The following is a 16,297-nucleotide window of genomic DNA, read 5'->3' on the forward strand; positions in this document are numbered from 1 at the left end:
TCTTGGTACGGAACGGCCCCTCCAGGGGCGCTCAGGTACCAAGATCTCCAGCGATGGCGTACCGGGCGCGGTGGGCACGGCTCGGTGGGTCGTCAGGTGGGCCAGGCCGGGAGGCCGTGGGGGTGTGCCTCCGCCAGCAGTCGTTCCGGCCCACTGCCGAGCCGGGCGCGCAGCTGGAAGTCGTTGCGGGCCTCCCGGGGGTGGGGCTCGAAGGACAGGTGGGCCACCGGCGCGTCGGCGCTGCCGGCGGCGGCCAGCCGGTCCAGTTCGGTGGTGACCCGCGCCCACTCCTCGGCCGGCACGTACTGCCGCATCACCGAGTGCCACACGACGGTCAGCGTGCCGGGACGCGGGGTGATGCCGGCGAGGAAGTCGGCCGCCCCCGCCGCGACGACCCGCGCCGGCAGCCGCCGGGCCAGCTCCAGCGCGCCGGTCAGCCGGGCCGCGCGGGCGGTGTGCTGCGGCCAGACGTACGCCCGCAGCGCGAGCGCGTCGTCGGGGTCGCCCGGGTCGAGCGGGGTGAGGTCGCAGCCGATGCGCTCCACGACGGTCAGCTCGGGGTACGTGCCGGCCGCCTCCCGCAGCCAGTCGGGCGCTCCGCCCCGCCAGGCGTCCGGCAGGCGCACCGGGGAGTCGGCCGGGCCCCAGGCGAAGCCGGCGGCCTCGACGCGGAACTCGTCGGCGCGCAGGTTCAGCCCACCGCTGGCGCCCAGCTCGACCAGGCGTACCGGCAGCCCGCCCGTCTCGTGCACGGCGTGCAGCAGCCCGGCGAGCAGCAGGTTGGCCCGGCCCACCTCGTTGGTCTGGGGCGGGCGGCGCAGCCAGCCGCGCAACGTTTCGTGCTCGGCCTCGACGACCGTCCGGAACGCGGTCCAGCAGGCGGGGGCGTCCGCCGGCCGGTACGCCCCGCCGGCGCTGGGATAGAACCGGGCCAGCTCCGGCGCCCGGCCGGAGAGCACCAGCGCGTGCACGCCGCCGAGCAGGCGCAGCGACACTACGTCGTCGGCGGGCGCGTCCTCGTACCCCGTGATGGCGGTGGCGCACGGACCGCCGGCCCGGACGTCTGCGGCGGCGCGCGTCAGCAGGTCGGCGTAGAGCCCGGCGTCCATGGCCGCGCAGGCCCGCGCCTGCCGTTCGATGGCCGCCGCGGCCTGTTCCCGGGACATCCACCACCTCCGTCCGGTCGGTCCCGTGATCGTGCGCCCGGACCCGCCGCGGGGGAAGCACCGGGCGGGGCGAGGCTGCTCACAGCCGATAGGCTGAGCGGCGGCCGAGCAGACGAGTGCGAGAAGGAGCCATCCGTGCGCCCAGGTGGACAGCCGAACATGCAGCAGATGCTGAAGCAGGCGCAGAAGATGCAGCAGCAGATCGCCAAGGCGCAGGCCGAGCTGGCCGAGGCGGAGCTGACCGGCACCGCCGGCGGTGGCCTGGTGACCGCGACCGTCGCCGGCACCGGCGAGCTGAAGTCGATCAAGATCGACCCGAAGGCGGTCGACCCGGAGGACGTGGAGACCCTGGAGGACCTGGTGGTCGCGGCCATGCACAACGCGGCCGAGGCGGCGCGGCAGCTGACCGAGCAGAAGATGGGTCCGGTCACCGGCGGCATGGGCGGCCTCGGCCTGCCCGGTTTCTGAGCGGCAGATGTACGAGGGCGCCATCCAGGACCTGATCGACGAGTTGGGGCGGCTGCCGGGCGTGGGCCCGAAGAGCGCACAGCGGATCGCGTTCCACGTCCTGTCCGCCGACCCGGCCGACGTCAACCGGCTGGCCGGGGCGTTGCGCAAGGTCAAGGAGCTGGTGCGGTTCTGCACCAGCTGCTACAACGTGGCCGAGTCCGACCGGTGCCGGATCTGCCGGGACCCGCGCCGCACCGACGAGGTGCTCTGCGTGGTCGAGGAGCCCAAGGACGTGGTGGCGATCGAGCGCACCGGCGAGTTCCGGGGCCGTTACCACGTGCTCGGCGGAGCGATCAATCCGCTGGAGGGGATCGGGCCGGACAATCTGCGCATCCGCGAGCTTATGGCCCGGCTCAGTGACGGCACGGTGCGGGAGCTGATCCTGGCCACGGACCCGAACACCGAGGGCGAGGCGACCGCGACGTACCTGGCGTTGATGGTCAAGCCGATGGGCATCTCGGTGACCCGGTTGGCGAGCGGCCTGCCGGTCGGCGGCGACCTGGAGTACGCCGACGAGATCACGCTCGGTCGGGCCTTCGAGGGCCGTCGCGCCGTCTGAGTTCCTGTCATGGCCGGCACCGGATCGCGGTGCCGGCCATCGTCGTACGGTGCCCGCGCGTCCACTGTGGGTTCTGACATGAGGGCGATGCAGGCGACGATCGATGTAACAAATCTGCATCGGTCAAACCGGGCATTGCGCCCCTATGATGGCGGTCCGGAACGGCCCCTGCGGCGGGCCGCATCGGTTAAGACACGATCCGGTACCAACCGGTTCCGCGTAGGTTTCCCGTCGGTCCGAACGACGGCTAAGGTCACGGCGATCGGTGACCCCTGTCACCACGATTGTCCGTAACCCCAAGGACGAGGTGAAGCACCCATGCGTGCATCCAGGCCGAAGGTCGCGCTCGCGGCCGTCGCGGTCGCGGCCCTCGCGGTAGCAGGCTGCGCCGAGAGCGACCGCGATGACAGTTCCGGCGGTAGCAAGAAGGACACCCTCGTCTTCGGCGTAGCCGGAGACCCGAAGGTGCTCGACCCGAGCTTCGCCAGCGACGGTGAGTCGCTGCGCGTGGCGCGTCAGGTCTTCGAGACGCTGGTCCGTCCGGAGGAGGGTGGCACCAAGGTCACCCCCGGCCTGGCCGAGTCCTGGACCCCGGACGCCGCGGGCACCACCTGGACCTTCAAGCTGCGCTCCGGCGTGAAGTTCCACGACGGCACCGAATTCAACGCCGAGGCGGTCTGCAAGAACTTCGACCGCTGGTACAACGCCAAGGGCCTCATGCAGAGCCCGGACGTGACCGCCTACTGGCAGGACGTCATGGGCGGCTTCGCCAAGAACGAGAGCCCGGAGCTGCCGCCGAGCCTCTTCAAGTCCTGCACCGCCAAGGACGCCACCACGGTCGACCTGGCCTTCACCCGGGTCTCCAGCAAGATCCCGGCCGCACTGATGCTGCCGTCGTTCTCGATGCACAGCCCGACCGCGCTGGAGAAGTACGACGCCAGCAACGTGGGCGGCACCGCCGAGGACATCAAGTACCCGGCCTACGCGACCGCGCACCCGACCGGCACCGGTCCGTTCAAGTTCAAGTCGTGGGACGTCGCGAACAAGACGCTGACCATGGAGCGCAACGAGGACTACGCCGGCACCAAGGCCAAGCTGAAGACCCTGATCTACAAGACGATCTCGGACGAGAACGCGCGCAAGCAGGCGCTGCGCTCCGGCGACATCCAGGGCTACGACCTGGTCGGCCCGGCCGACGTCGAGCCGCTGAAGGGTGAGGGCTTCAACGTCCTGACCCGCCCGGCGTTCAACGTCCTCTACCTGGGCATCAACCAGAAGGGGAACCCGAAGCTCGCCGACGTGAAGGTCCGCCAGGCCATCGCGCACGCGCTGAACCGGCAGGCTCTCGTCGACTCGAAGCTGCCCCCGGGCGCCAAGGTCGCCGAGAACTTCATGCCGGACACCGTCGACGGCTGGAACGGCGAGGTCACCAAGTATGACTACAACCCGGAGAAGGCCAAGCAGCTCCTGGCCGAGGCCGGTGCGACGAACCTGACCCTGCGGTTCCACTACCCGACCGAGGTCACTCGGCCGTACATGCCGAACCCGAAGGACATCTTCGAGCTGCTCTCGGCGGACCTCAAGGCGGTCGGCATCACCGTCCAGGCCATCCCGCTGAAGTGGAGCCCGGACTACCTGAACGCCACCACCTCGGGTAACAAGCACGACCTGCACTTCCTGGGTTGGAGCGGTGACTACGGCGACGCCTACAACTTCATCGGCACCTTCTTCGACCGGCCGAAGGCCGAGTGGGGCTTCACCAACCCCGCCCTCTTCGCCCAGTTCAAGGACGCTGACACCACCGTCGACGCGGCGGCCCGGACCGAGAAGTACAAGGCCCTGAACAAGGCCATCATGGACTTCCTGCCCGGTGTTCCGGTGTCGCACTCGCCGCCGGCGATCGTGTTCGGCAAGGACGTGACCGGGGTCAAGGCGAGCCCGCTCACCGACGAGCGGTTCTCCACCGCCGAGTTCAAGTCCTGATCTGACGCTCCGAGTCGTGGGCGGGCGCTGTTTCGGCAGCGCCCGCCCACGACCCTCCGTACCCCTTTCGAGGCCGCCGTGTTCCGGTTCATCGTCAGACGCCTGCTCCAGCTGATACCCACGCTGTTCGGGCTCTCCCTCCTGCTGTTCATCTGGCTCCGCCGACTGCCCGGCGGTCCCGAGACCGCCATCCTCGGTGAGCGTGGGACGCCCGAGATGCGCGCCCAGATCCGGCGCAACATGGGCCTCGACGAGCCGATCCTGGTGCAGTACGGCCGGTTCGTGCGGCGGCTGATCCGCCTGGATCTGGGCACCTCGACCTCCACCAAGCGCACCGTCGTCACCGAGTTCGTCGAGCGGTTCCCCGGCACGGTCGAGCTCTCCATCACGGCGATGCTGATCGCGGTCGGCGTCGGCATCCCGCTGGGCTACCTGGCGGCCCGCCGCCGCGGCCGGATGCTGGACCACCTCTCCGTGGGCGGCTCCCTGATCGGCATCTGCATCCCGGTATTCTTCCTCGCGTACGTGCTCAAGGCGATCTTCGCGGAGAACCTCGGCTGGTTCCCGGCGAGCGGCCGGCAGGACCCGACGCTCGGGGCGACGCGGGTCACCAACTTCTTCGTCCTCGACGGTCTGATGACCCGGGAGTGGGACGCCGCCGCCGACGCGCTCTGGCACCTGGTGCTGCCGGGCGTCGCGCTGGCCAGCATCCCCCTGGCGATCATCGTCCGGATCACCCGGGCCAGCGTGCTGGAGGTCCTCAACGAGGACTTCGTACGCACCGCCGAGGCGAAGGGACTCACCGAGAGCACGGTCCGGCGCCGGCACGTGCTGCGCAACTCCATGCTGCCGGTGGTCACCTCGATCGGCCTGCTCACCGGCGGCCTGCTCTCCGGCGCGGTGCTGACCGAGACCGTCTTCGCCTTCAGCGGCATCGGAGCCTTCATCTACGAGGCGATCAGCCAGCGTGACTATCCGGTCCTGATGGGCTTCATCCTGATCATCGCGGTGGTGTACGTGCTGGTGAACCTCCTGGTCGACCTCTCCTACAGCCTGATCGACCCGAGGGTGAGGGTCCGATGACGATCACCAGCGGCAAGAAGAAGGAAAAGATCGACCGGCTCGCCGAGCTGGCGGCCCGGGAGGACGAGCGCGGCGTCAGCCTCTGGAAGGAGGCGTTCCGCCGGCTGCGGCGCAACCCGGCGGCGATCGTCGGCGCGGTGATCCTCAGCCTGTTCCTGCTGGTCGCCATCCTCGGGCCGTTCTTCGTCCCGTACGCCCCCGACGCCCAGCTCTGGAAGAGCGAGATCCGCCTCGGCGAATTCCCCGGATTCCGGGGCGAGAACTGGTTCGGCGTCGACCACATCGGTCGCGACGAGTTCAGCCGCATGATCGTCGGCGCCCGGCAGACCCTGCTGGTCGGCGTGGTCTCCACCCTGATCGGCCTCGCGGTCGGCTCGCTGATCGGCGGGATCGCCGGTGCCGCCGCCGGCCTCGGCGGCCGGTGGGGCCGGGCGGTCGACAACGTGCTGATGCGGTTCGTCGACATGCTGCTGGCCATGCCGAGCCTGCTGCTGGCGATCAGCATCGCGGCCCTGCTCGGCGCCGGGCTGACCACGGTCATGATCGCGGTCGGCGTGGTGTCGGTGCCGGTCTTCGCCCGGCTGCTGCGCGGCTCGATGATCTCCCAGGCGAACAGCGACTACGTCCTGGCCGCCGTCTCGCTGGGCGTCAAGAAGCCGAAGATCGCGCTGACCCACGTGGTGCCGAACTCGCTCGCCCCGGTCATCGTGCAGGCCACCCTCACCCTGGCCACCGCGATCATCGAGGCTGCGGCGCTCTCCTTCCTCGGCCTCGGCAACAACGACGCCTCCATCCCCGAGTGGGGTGTGATGCTCGCCGACGCGCAGCAGTACCTCGACTCCGCGCCCCGGCTGGCGATCCTGCCCGCCCTCGCCATCATCGTCACCGCGCTGGGCTTCACCCTGCTCGGCGAGGCGATGCGCGAGGCACTCGACCCGAAACTGCGGAAGTAGGGCCGGTGAGCGCGAGGAGTGCGCTGACGAGCCCCGCAGTCGCGAACGAAAGGCGGGCCCGACATGGCTCTGCTTGATGTCGAAGATCTCTCCGTCACCTTCGCCCGGCGCGGTCAGCGCACCGTGCACGCCGTCGACGGGGTCTCCTTCTCCGTCGACGCCGGCGAGGTGGTCGGCCTGGTCGGCGAGTCCGGCTGCGGCAAGAGCGTCACCTCGCTGGCGATCATGGGTCTGCTGCCCAAGCAGCCGGGCCTGCGCGTCGGCGGCAAGGCGGTCTTCGACGGCACGGACCTGCTCCAGCTCGACGACCGGTCCCGGCGGGACATCCGTGGCCGGGACGTCGCGATGATCTTCCAGGACCCGCTCTCGTCCCTGAACCCGGTGATCCCGATCGGGTTGCAGGTCACCGAGGTGCTCACGCGGCACCGGGGGATGAAGGGCGCGGCGGCGGAGAAGGAGGCGGCGGCCCTGCTGGACCAGGTCGGCATCCCCGACCCGAAGCGGCGGCTCAAGGAGTACCCGCACCAGCTCTCCGGCGGCATGCGGCAGCGTGCCCTGATCGCGATGGCCGTGGCCTGCAAGCCCCGGCTGCTGATCGCCGACGAGCCGACCACGGCGCTGGACGTCACCATCCAGGCGCAGATCCTGGAGCTGCTCAAGGAGCTGGTCCGGGACTCCGGCACCGCCCTGGTGATGATCACCCACGACCTGGGCGTGGTCGCCGGGATGTGCGACACGATCAACGTGCTCTACGGCGGCCGGGTGGTGGAGACGGCCCGCCGTCGCCCGCTGTTCCGCGAGCCCCGGCACCCGTACACCGTGGGGCTGCTCGGCTCGGTGCCGCGCCTGGACGCCGGGCGCGGCGAGCGGCTGAACCCGATCCCGGGCTCGGTCCGCGACCTCCTGCCCTGGCCGGACGGCTGCGCCTTCGCGCCGCGCTGCGCGCGGCGGGTCGACGAGTGCGTGGGGGAGCCGCCCGCGCTGGTGCTCGCCCACGACGGGCGCAGCTACCGTTGCGTCAACCCGGCGCCGGTGCCCGGCACCCTGCCCCCGACGGCCGGCACCGGCACCGCCCCGGCAGAGCCGGCCGCCCCGGCCACCGACGCCCCGGCCACCACCCCGGCACCGGCGACCGACGCCCCGGCCACGGTCGCCACCGCACCGGCGGCGGACGCGTCCGCGACGGAGGCGACCGCGGGCCCGGTGCCCGCACCGCGCGAGGAGGAGAAGCCGTGACCGAGAGCGAATTCCTCGTCGAGGTTCGCGACCTGAAGGTGCACTTCCCGATCCGACGGGGCGTGATCTTCGACCGTACGGTCGGCCACGTGAAGGCCGTCGACGGCGTCGACCTGAGCATCCCGCGCGGCAAGACGTACGGGCTGGTCGGCGAGTCGGGCTGCGGCAAGTCGACGCTGGGTCGGGCGCTGCTCCAGCTCACCCCGCCCACCGGCGGCGAGGTCAGGTTCGACGGCGTCGAGCTGACGACGCTGCCGTCGGGCAAGCTGCGGTCGATGCGTCGCCGGATGCAGATGATCTTCCAGGACCCGATGTCGAGCCTGGACCCCCGGCAGAACGTCGAGTCGATCCTCACCGAGGGGTTGCAGGCCCACGGCATCGGCGGCGACCGGGACGAGCGCCGGAAGATCATCGGCGAGACGCTGGACAAGGTCGGCCTGCCCCGCTGGGCGCTCTCCCGCTACCCGCACGAGTTCTCCGGCGGCCAGCGGCAGCGCATCGGCATCGCCCGGGCGCTGGTGCTCGGGCCCGACCTGATCGTCGCCGACGAGCCGGTCTCCGCGCTCGACGTGTCGATCCAGGCCCAGGTCGTGAACCTGCTCGACGATCTCCAGGACACCCTCGGCCTGACGTACCTGGTGATCGCGCACGACCTCGCGGTGGTGCGACACATCTCCGACACGGTCGGCGTCATGTACCTGGGCGCGCTGGTCGAGGAGGCGCCGAGCGACCGGCTCTACACAGAGCCGCTGCACCCGTACACGCGGGCGCTGATGTCGGCGGTGCCGGTGCCGGACCCGGACGTGGAGGACCGCCGGGAGCGCATCCTGCTCGCCGGCGACCTGCCCTCACCGGCCAACCCGCCGGCGGGCTGCCGGTTCCACACCCGCTGCCCGTGGGCGCAGCCGACCCGCTGCGCCGACGAGCGGCCCGCGCTGCGGGACATCGGCGGCAGCCGGGTCGCCTGCCACTTCGCCGAGCGGATCGCCAGCGGGGAGCTGCGCCCGCACAAGGTCAGCGTGCAGCTCACCCGACCGGCCGGCGAGGGCGAGGAGCCGCACACCGTCTCCGCCCCCAGCGAGCCGGGCTCGTACGTCTGATCCGCGTCGCGGACGCGGCCCCTCGACCGGAGGGCCGCGTCCGGGCGGGCGGCCGGTGGGGTCAGCCCTCGGGGCGGTGCAGCAGCGCGACCGCGATGCCGTGCACCGCGTCCAGCCCGGCCGGGTCGGCCAGCGCGACCCTGCCGCCGGTGACCGTGTACCACTCGTCGGCGTCCTTGTACTGCACCGTCAGCGTCACCTGGCCGTCCGCGTACCCGGTGCGCAGGGTCAGTTCGCCGGTGACCACACCGACCTCGTCGGTCATCACCCCGCCCGGGCCGGGCACGACGTCGGCCGTACGCTCCGTCGCGGCGGTCGAGGTGCCCTCGGCGTCGGCGGCCATGCCGGCCCCCGGCACCCCGGTGGTCGTGCCCGCCGCGCCGTCCGCCGTCATGCCGGCCGTGGTCGGTCCGGCCGGCGCGCTGCCGGTGGCCGCCGCCGCGTCCTCCCCGGTGGCGTCTGGCGTCTGCTCCGGGGCGGGGGTGCCCCCGGCTCCGGTCACGGCTTGCTCGCCCATGTGCAGCCCTCCAGCATGTCGGTCAGGGCGGCCTTCTCGGCACTGGTCACCGTCAGCCGCCAGTGGTGCTTCACCGTCACCCAGTTGTCGGCGTACTGGCACCAGAACGACCGGTTCGCCGGCTTCCACTGGGACGGGTCCTGGTCACCCTTTGCCCGGTTGGAGGACGCGGAAACCGCGATGAGCTGCGGCCGGTCCAGATCGTTGGCGAACTCGCCACGCTTCGCGTCGTCCCACTCGTCGGCACCCGAGCGCCACGCGTTCGCCAACGGCACGGTGTGGTCGATGTCCACGTCGGACGGGTCGGTGAACGCGCGGCCGTCGTAGACGCTCTCCCAGTGGCCGCCCACCACGTTGCAGCCGGAGAGCTTGATGTCCTCCCCGTCGCGTTTCAGCACGCTGTCGCGTACGTCGCAGTTCTTGCCGGTGTCCCGCCAGTGCGGGAAGCGGCTGCGGCTGTAGCCCTTCATCGACCCGGCGGTGGCCACGGTGAGCTGGGTCAGCTTCTGCGCGGCGTTTCCGCCGCTGCCACCGCTGCTCGGCGCGACGTCCGGCTCGTCGGCGGCGACGCAACCGGCCGCGCCGAGCGCCAGCGCCGCGGCGAGCGCGGCCGTCACTGCGGCGCGCGGTCCTGATCTGGTACGCACAGACGACACCTCTCCAGCTTGCGGGCTCCCGGCGATCCCGCACAGTACCCGGGCCGGGTTTCGGCGATTCGTGGCGTCTCTCATATCCCCCGGGGCAGATTGGACGCCATGACCGAAACCGCGCCCGCGCTCCGGCTGGGCACCGCGCACGGGCGGGGCACCCTGCTCGCCGCCGTCCTCGCCTCCGGCATGGTCTTCCTGGACACCACCGTGGTCAACGTGGCGCTGCCCCACCTCGGTGCGGACCTCGACGCCACCGTCGCCGGTCTCCAGTGGACGGTCAACGGCTACCTGCTGATGCTGGCCGCCTTCGTCCTGCTCGGCGGCGCGCTCGGCGACCGGTTCGGGCGGCGGCGGGTCTTCCTGGTCGGGGTGGTCTGGTTCACCCTCGCCTCGCTGCTGTGCGGCCTGGCCCAGGGCACCGAGTGGCTGATCGCGGCCCGGTTCCTCCAGGGCGCCGGGGGCGCGCTGCTCACCCCGGGCTCGCTGTCGGTGCTCCAGGCCAGCTTCCACCCGGACGACCGGGGTCGCGCCATCGGCGCCTGGTCGGGACTGTCCGGCGTATCCACCGCGCTCGGCCCGTTCCTCGGCGGCTGGCTGATCGACGCGCTCTCCTGGCGGTGGATCTTCTTCCTCAACCTGCCGCTGGCCGTGCTCGTGCTGCTGGCGACCCTGCGCTGGGTGCCGGAGAGCCGGGACGAGGCCGCGTCCCGCACCGGGGCGGCGGGGCGGGGCCGCCGCCGGTTCGACGTGGCGGGCGCCCTGCTCGGCGCGCTGGCCCTGGCCGGCGTCACGTACGCGCTGATCGACGCCCCCGTCCGGGGCTTCGACTCGGTGCCGGTGCTCGCCGCCGCGCTGGCGGGCGTGGCCGGCGCGGTGGCCTTCGTGCTGGTCGAGCGGCGACGGGGGGACGCCGCGATGCTGCCCACCGGCCTGTTCGGCAGCCGGCTCTTCTCCGTGCTGAACGTCTTCACCGTGCTCGTCTACGCGGCGCTCGGCGGCTTCACCTTCTTCCTCGCCGTCTACCTGCAGAACGTGGTCGGCTGGTCGGCGCTGCTCACCGGGGTCGCGCTGCTGCCGATGACGGTGCTGCTGCTGGTCGGCTCGGCCAGGGCGGGCGCGCTGTCGGCGCGGATCGGGCCGAGGCTGCCGCTGACCGTCGGGCCGGTGGTCGCCGCCGCCGGGCTGGTGCTGCTGCGTCGCGTCGATCCGGACGCGTCGTACTGGCGGGACGTGCTGCCCGGGGTGGTGCTCTTCGGGATCGGGCTGACGCTGGTGGTGGCGCCGCTGACCGCCTCCGTGCTGGCCGCGGTCGACGACCGCTTCGCCGGCGTGGCGAGCGGCTTCAACAACGCCGCGTCCCGGGCGGGCGGGCTGCTGGCGGTGGCCGCCCTGCCGCTGCTGGTCGGGCTCTCCGGCGCCGGCTACGCGCAGCCGGCCGCGCTCACCGACGCGTACCGGGGCGCGATGCTCTGGTGCGCCGGCCTGCTGCTGGCGGGGGCGGCGATGGCCGTCCTGCTCGTGCACCGCCCGCCCCGCGAGTGAGGAAGGGCACCCCTGCCTTAGCGGGGTGCCCTTCCTCGTCCGTCAGGCGCGGGCGCGGTTGACGGCGCTCGTCACGGCCTTCACGGAGGCGGTGACGATGTTGGCGTCGGTGCCGACGCCCCAGACCGTACGACCGTCGACCTCGCACTCCACGTACGCGGCGGCCTGCGCGTCCCCGCCGGAGGAGAGCGCGTGCTCGTGGTAGTCGAGCACCCGTACCGCCACACCCACCGACTGGAGCGCGTTGACGTACGCGTCGATCGGGCCGTTGCCGACCGCGGTCAGCGAGCGGGGCTCCCCGCCCAGGCCGACGCGGGCCTCGATCTCGACCTTGCCCTCGGCGGTGCCGATGGCGTAGCCGTCCAGGGCCAGCGCCGGGTCGACCTGGTGGTCGAGCAGGTAGTGCGTGGCGAAGATCTCCCACATGGTGCCCGGGTCGACCTCGCCGCCGTCGTGGTCGGTGACCTGCTGGACCACGCCGGAGAACTCGATCTGGAGTCGGCGCGGCAGGTCGAGCTGGTGCTCGCTCTTCATGATGTACGCGACGCCGCCCTTGCCGGACTGCGAGTTGACCCGGATGACCGCCTCGTAGGTGCGGCCCAGGTCCTTCGGGTCGATCGGCAGGTAGGGCACCGCCCAGGTGTGCTGGTCGATCGGCACCCCGGCCGCCGCCGCGTCCTTGGCGAGCGCGTCGAAGCCCTTCTTGATCGCGTCCTGGTGGGAGCCGGAGAAGGCGGTGTAGACGAGGTCGCCGGCGTACGGGTGGCGCTCGTGCACCGGGAGCTGGTTGCAGTACTCGACGGCCCGCCGCACCTCGTCGATGTTCGAGAAGTCGATCATCGGGTCGACGCCCTGGGAGAACAGGTTCAGCCCGAGCGTCACCAGGTCGACGTTGCCGGTGCGCTCGCCGTTGCCGAACAGGCAGCCCTCGACCCGGTCGGCGCCGGCCAGCAGCCCCAGCTCGGCGGCGGCCACGCCGGTGCCCCGGTCGTTGTGCGGGTGCAGGCTCAGCACCAGGCTGTCCCGCCGGGGCAGGTGCCGGTGCATCCACTCGATCGAGTCGGCGTAGACGTTCGGCATGGCCATCTCGACGGTGGCCGGCAGGTTGACGATCAGCTTGCGGTCCGGGGTCGGGTCGACCACCTCGATGACCTTGGCGCAGACCTCCAGCGCGTACTCCAGCTCCGTGCCCGTGTAGGACTCGGGCGAGTACTCGTAGTGGATGTCCGTGTCCGGGGTGTGGATCTCCGCGTACTTGCGGCAGAGCCGCGCGCCCTGGGTGGCGATGTCGGCGATGCCGTCGCGGTCCAGCCCGAAGACCACCCGACGCTGGAGCGTGGACGTCGAGTTGTAGAAGTGCACGATCGCCCGCCGCGCGCCGCGCAGCGACTCGAACGTCCGGTCGATCAGGTGCTCCCGGCACTGGGTGAGCACCTGGATCGTGACGTCGGAGGGGATCAGGTCCTGCTCGATGAGCTGCCGTACGAAGTCGTAGTCCGTCTGGCTCGCCGAGGGGAAGCCGACCTCGATCTCCTTGTAGCCCATCTGCACCAGCAGCTGGAACATCCGGCGCTTGCGCTCCGGCGACATCGGGTCGATCAGCGCCTGGTTGCCGTCGCGCAGGTCCACCGCGCACCAGCGCGGCGCGGCCTCGACGTGCCGGGTCGGCCAGGTGCGGTCGGGCAGGTCGATCCGGAACTGCTGCTGGTACGGCTGGTAGCGGTGGTACGGCATCCGGCTGGGGCGCTGCCGGGCGATGGGATCGGTGTCAGCGTCGGTGACGGGTTGAGCCATGACGGAGTGCTCCCTGGAACATGTGGCGTCAGCAATCGGAAGGTGTCGGCCGGGTGCCGGGCGACGGTGCCCGGGCGGTTGCCGATGGAAGGTTCGGATGTGCTGGACGGCGCGGTTCGACTCCGCGACGAGGTGCCGGCCTTCAGGCCTCGTCGCGGCGACCAAGGAGGAGGTACGCCTGCCACATGACCAGGTAACCCTACGTGGCCGGCCGGGGGGCGGGAAGGCCGGTCCGAACTATGAGACGCACTTCGCAGGCTCGCTGGTCAGCAGCAGGTCGGCCAGGGGGAGGCGCCGGCGTAGGCCGGTCTCCGACCGCAGCAGGTCGGCGGGGAGGCTCAGCGGGTCGCCGAGCTGCCCGACGGCCGCCACCACGTGCGGCCGTACGTCCCCCGGCAGGTCGAGGTCGGCGGCCAGGCCGGCGTGGTCGAACTCGTGCAGTTGGCGTACGTGCAGGCCGAGCGCCGTGGCCTGCACGGTGAGGTGGGCGACCGCCTGGCCCAGGTCGTACGCGTGCCCGGCGGGGCCGGTGCGGTGCGCGCCGAGCAGCAGGGCGGCGGCGCGCTGCGCCCAGCGCTGGTCGGGGTCGGGCAGGTTGACCAGGATCCGCTTGAACGTCTCGTCGTCGCGGTGCCCGAGCGCGAACCGCCACGGCTGGGCGTTGCCGGCCGACGGCGCCCAGCGGGCCGCCTCCAGCAGTGCGGCCGCGTCCTGGCGGGACAGCTCCGCCACCGGGTCGAAGGACCGGGGGCTCCAGCGGAACGCGAGCAGCGGGGTGAGGTCGGCCATGGGGCTAGTGTCCCGTAAGGGCGATTAGGGGGTTAGGGGTGGGATGTCCGAATGTGGCGAAGGGCACCCGTAACGTCACCGCCGGTCAGGGCGTTCCCGCGCCCGGGCTCGTGGCCGGTTCCGTGGTCGGCTCCGGCGTCGCCGTGCCGAGCGGCTCGGCGTCGACCACCGGCCCGGCCAGCTGGACCGTCGCCGGGGCCGGCGCGGGCGTGCCGGCGAGCAGCAGCGTGCCGGACGCGGTGTGCACCGCCGTGGGCGTGCCGTCGGGGTCGTAGCAGTAGATCCCCACGTCCAGCGGCGCGTTGATCGACGCCGACGTGGTCTCGACCGAGTAGCAGGCCCCGGCGGCGCCGGGCGGCGGCTGGGCGGGCGACACGGCGAGCGGGGCCCGCCGGTCGGTCAGCACGTCCAGCCAGTCGGTGAACGGGTGCTGCACGCGCGGGTCGACCCGGCGGGGCACGGCCTCGTCGCGATCGCCGAGGCGTACGCAGGTCGCCGGCTCGGGCCGGGCGGCGGACGGCAGGGCGCACTGGAACAGCCCGTCGGCGGTGGCGGCGAACGAGACGTCGGCGCTCCCGCCGAGCGCGCCGCCCGGCACGTCGACCCGCCAACTGCCGTCGTTCGCGCTGGTCACCAGGATCGTCCGGTCCGGGGACCCCGGAGCGCGCAGCGTGTAGCTGGCGACCAGGTGCCGGTCCTGGGCGGCGGCCGCCAGCGCGGCCAACTCGTCGCGTGCCGCGTCCATGCCCGCCGGCACCGGCGCCGAGGTGGGTGTGGGCCGGGGGGCCGGCAGGTCGGCGGTGCAGGCGGCGAGGAGCGCGGGCAGGGCGAGCGCGAGCGCGGTGGCGAGGCGTCTGGCCGGACGCGCCGACGCGCGCGCGGGCTTCGCGGGAAGGCCGGCCGGGCGGAGATGGGCGTGCACGGGGCCATTCTGCGGCCCGGGAAGCACGCGCGTGCGCCCCGCCGCGCGCGGCGTCCCGGCGTGTCGCGCACCACCCCGCCCCGGGCGGCGGGGCCGGATCGTGGGATCACCCGACCCGGCCGGGTCGGGCGACCGATACCCTGGGTGCGTCTGACACGCGCCGCCGGCTGAACTCCGGCGGCGTCGGCACGCTCAGGGTCGTCGCTGGAGGGAGCGCACCGTCGTGGCACTCGTGGTGCAGAAGTACGGCGGATCCTCCGTCGCCAACGCCGAGCGGATCAAGCGGGTGGCCGAGCGCATCGTCGCCGCCCGCAAGGCCGGCGACGACGTCGTCGTGGTGGTCTCCGCGATGGGGGACACCACCGACGAGCTGCTCGACCTGGCCAACCAGGTCAGCCCGCTGCCGCCGGGCCGCGAGCTGGACATGCTGCTCACCGCCGGGGAGCGGATCTCCATGGCGCTGCTCGCCATGGCCATCCACAACCTGGGGTACGAGGCCCGCTCGTTCACCGGCTCGCAGGCCGGCGTGATCACCACGTCGGTGCACGGCCGGGCGCGGATCATCGACGTCACCCCGGGCCGGCTCAAGGGCGCGCTCGACGAGGGCGCGGTCGTCATCGTCGCCGGTTTCCAGGGCGTCTCGCAGGACACCAAGGACGTCACCACGCTGGGCCGGGGCGGCTCCGACACCACCGCCGTGGCGCTCGCCGCCGCGCTGCACGCGGACGTCTGCGAGATCTACACCGACGTGGACGGCGTCTTCAGCGCCGACCCTCGGATCGTCCCGAACGCGCGGCACATCACCCAGATCACGTACGAGGAGATGCTGGAGCTGGCCGCCTGCGGCGCCAAGATCCTGCACCTGCGCAGCGTGGAGTACGCCCGCCGGGCGGGCTTGCCGATCCACGTCCGTTCGTCATACTCGACCAACACCGGCACGATGGTCACCGGATCGATGGAGGACCTTCCTGTGGAGCAAGCACTGATCACCGGGGTCGCCCACGACCGCAGCGAAGCCAAGATCACGATCGTGGGGGTGCCCGACGAGCCGGGCGCCGCCGCGCGGATCTTCGACACCGTGGCCGGCGCCGAGATCAACCTCGACATGATCGTGCAGAACGTGTCCACCGAGGGCACGGGCCGCACGGACATCTCCTTCACGCTGCCCAAGGCCGACGGCCCGACCGCCATGGCCGCCCTGAGCAAGATCCAGGAGTCGGTCAAGTTCAAGGGCCTGCTCTACGACGACCACGTCGGCAAGGTCTCGCTGATCGGGGCCGGCATGCGCTCGCACCCCGGCGTCGCGGCCGGCTTCTTCGCCGCCCTCGGCGCGGCCGGGGTCAACATCGAGATGATCTCCACCTCGGAGATCCGCGTCTCCGTGGTCTGCCGCGACACCGACCTGGACGCCGCCGTGCGTGCCATCCACGAGGCCTTCGACCTCGGCGGCGACACCGAGGCCGTCGTCTACGCGGGGACGGGACGGTAGCCAC

General features: G+C 72.2%; 15 protein-coding genes. 9 read left to right on the top strand and 6 right to left on the bottom strand.

Features of this window, described 5'->3' with window-relative positions; translation table 11 throughout:
* Window positions 1-92 precede the first annotated feature (92 nt).
* Window positions 93-1,166, bottom strand: coding sequence for a DUF2332 domain-containing protein (locus tag ACTMS2_RS20550; RefSeq protein ID WP_441176856.1), 1,074 nt, complete (start codon window positions 1,164-1,166; stop codon window positions 93-95).
* Between the two features lie 159 nt (window positions 1,167-1,325).
* Between ACTMS2_RS20550 and ACTMS2_RS20555 the strand changes: the two genes are divergently transcribed.
* The 7 genes from ACTMS2_RS20555 to ACTMS2_RS20585 all read left to right on the top strand — a co-directional run bounded on the left by ACTMS2_RS20555 (window position 1,326) and on the right by ACTMS2_RS20585 (window position 8,590).
* The gene (locus ACTMS2_RS20555; protein WP_441176934.1) at window positions 1,326-1,634 is read left to right on the top strand and encodes a YbaB/EbfC family nucleoid-associated protein; all 309 of its coding nucleotides are present in this window, start codon (window positions 1,326-1,328) and stop codon (window positions 1,632-1,634) included.
* A 7-nt stretch (window positions 1,635-1,641) separates the two neighbouring features.
* Window positions 1,642-2,235, top strand: a complete 594-nt coding sequence (recR, locus tag ACTMS2_RS20560; RefSeq protein ID WP_089003014.1) for a recombination mediator RecR — start codon at window positions 1,642-1,644, stop codon at window positions 2,233-2,235.
* A 318-nt stretch (window positions 2,236-2,553) separates the two neighbouring features.
* Window positions 2,554-4,218 (top strand): ABC transporter substrate-binding protein, encoded by a 1,665-nt coding sequence (locus ACTMS2_RS20565; RefSeq protein WP_441176857.1) that lies wholly within the window; start codon window positions 2,554-2,556, stop codon window positions 4,216-4,218.
* Window positions 4,219-4,296: 78 nt separating this feature from the next.
* The gene (locus tag ACTMS2_RS20570) at window positions 4,297-5,301 is read left to right on the top strand and encodes an ABC transporter permease (RefSeq protein ID WP_441176858.1); all 1,005 of its coding nucleotides are present in this window, start codon (window positions 4,297-4,299) and stop codon (window positions 5,299-5,301) included.
* Window positions 5,298-6,254, top strand: a complete 957-nt coding sequence (locus ACTMS2_RS20575) for an ABC transporter permease (RefSeq protein WP_441176859.1) — start codon at window positions 5,298-5,300, stop codon at window positions 6,252-6,254. The genes ACTMS2_RS20570 and ACTMS2_RS20575 overlap by 4 nt, the downstream gene beginning before the upstream one ends.
* Before the next feature lie 63 nt (window positions 6,255-6,317).
* A complete protein-coding gene (locus ACTMS2_RS20580) occupies window positions 6,318-7,490 on the top strand; it encodes an ABC transporter ATP-binding protein (RefSeq protein WP_441176860.1) in 1,173 nt (390 codons plus the stop codon).
* Window positions 7,487-8,590: an ABC transporter ATP-binding protein gene (locus tag ACTMS2_RS20585; RefSeq protein ID WP_441176861.1), complete on the top strand. Its 1,104-nt coding sequence runs from the start codon at window positions 7,487-7,489 to the stop codon at window positions 8,588-8,590. Before ACTMS2_RS20580 ends, ACTMS2_RS20585 begins: the two co-directional genes overlap by 4 nt.
* A gap of 61 nt (window positions 8,591-8,651) precedes the next feature.
* Here the strand turns inward: ACTMS2_RS20585 and ACTMS2_RS20590 are convergent, their stop codons facing one another.
* Together ACTMS2_RS20590 and ACTMS2_RS20595 are read right to left on the bottom strand one after the other, a co-directional pair.
* Window positions 8,652-9,107, bottom strand: a complete 456-nt coding sequence (locus tag ACTMS2_RS20590; protein WP_441176862.1) for a hypothetical protein — start codon at window positions 9,105-9,107, stop codon at window positions 8,652-8,654.
* On the bottom strand, window positions 9,089-9,754 hold the full coding sequence (locus tag ACTMS2_RS20595; protein WP_089003021.1) for an HNH endonuclease family protein: 666 nt from the start codon (window positions 9,752-9,754) through the stop codon (window positions 9,089-9,091). Before ACTMS2_RS20595 ends, ACTMS2_RS20590 begins: the two co-directional genes overlap by 19 nt.
* Before the next feature lie 108 nt (window positions 9,755-9,862).
* On the opposite strand from ACTMS2_RS20595, the gene ACTMS2_RS20600 reads away from it, so the two are divergent.
* The gene (locus ACTMS2_RS20600; protein WP_441176863.1) at window positions 9,863-11,299 is read left to right on the top strand and encodes an MFS transporter; all 1,437 of its coding nucleotides are present in this window, start codon (window positions 9,863-9,865) and stop codon (window positions 11,297-11,299) included.
* A gap of 42 nt (window positions 11,300-11,341) precedes the next feature.
* Here ACTMS2_RS20600 and leuA read toward each other — a convergent pair whose 3' ends face one another.
* The 3 genes from leuA to ACTMS2_RS20615 form a co-directional block, all read right to left on the bottom strand.
* Complete coding sequence (leuA, locus tag ACTMS2_RS20605; protein WP_441176864.1) at window positions 11,342-13,093, bottom strand: 2-isopropylmalate synthase; 1,752 nt, start codon at window positions 13,091-13,093, stop codon at window positions 11,342-11,344.
* Between the two features lie 237 nt (window positions 13,094-13,330).
* Entirely contained in the window at window positions 13,331-13,882 is a 552-nt protein-coding gene (locus ACTMS2_RS20610; RefSeq protein WP_441176865.1) for a nitroreductase family protein, read from the bottom strand.
* Between the two features lie 85 nt (window positions 13,883-13,967).
* Window positions 13,968-14,804: a hypothetical protein gene (locus ACTMS2_RS20615; RefSeq protein ID WP_441176866.1), complete on the bottom strand. Its 837-nt coding sequence runs from the start codon at window positions 14,802-14,804 to the stop codon at window positions 13,968-13,970.
* Window positions 14,805-15,027: 223 nt separating this feature from the next.
* On the opposite strand from ACTMS2_RS20615, the gene ACTMS2_RS20620 reads away from it, so the two are divergent.
* Window positions 15,028-16,293, top strand: coding sequence for an aspartate kinase (locus ACTMS2_RS20620; RefSeq protein WP_089003025.1), 1,266 nt, complete (start codon window positions 15,028-15,030; stop codon window positions 16,291-16,293).
* Window positions 16,294-16,297: the final 4 nt, after the last annotated feature.

This window comes from Micromonospora sp. SD12 (assembly GCF_052068495.1).
Taxonomy (GTDB): Bacteria; Actinomycetota; Actinomycetes; order Mycobacteriales; family Micromonosporaceae; genus Micromonospora; species Micromonospora echinofusca.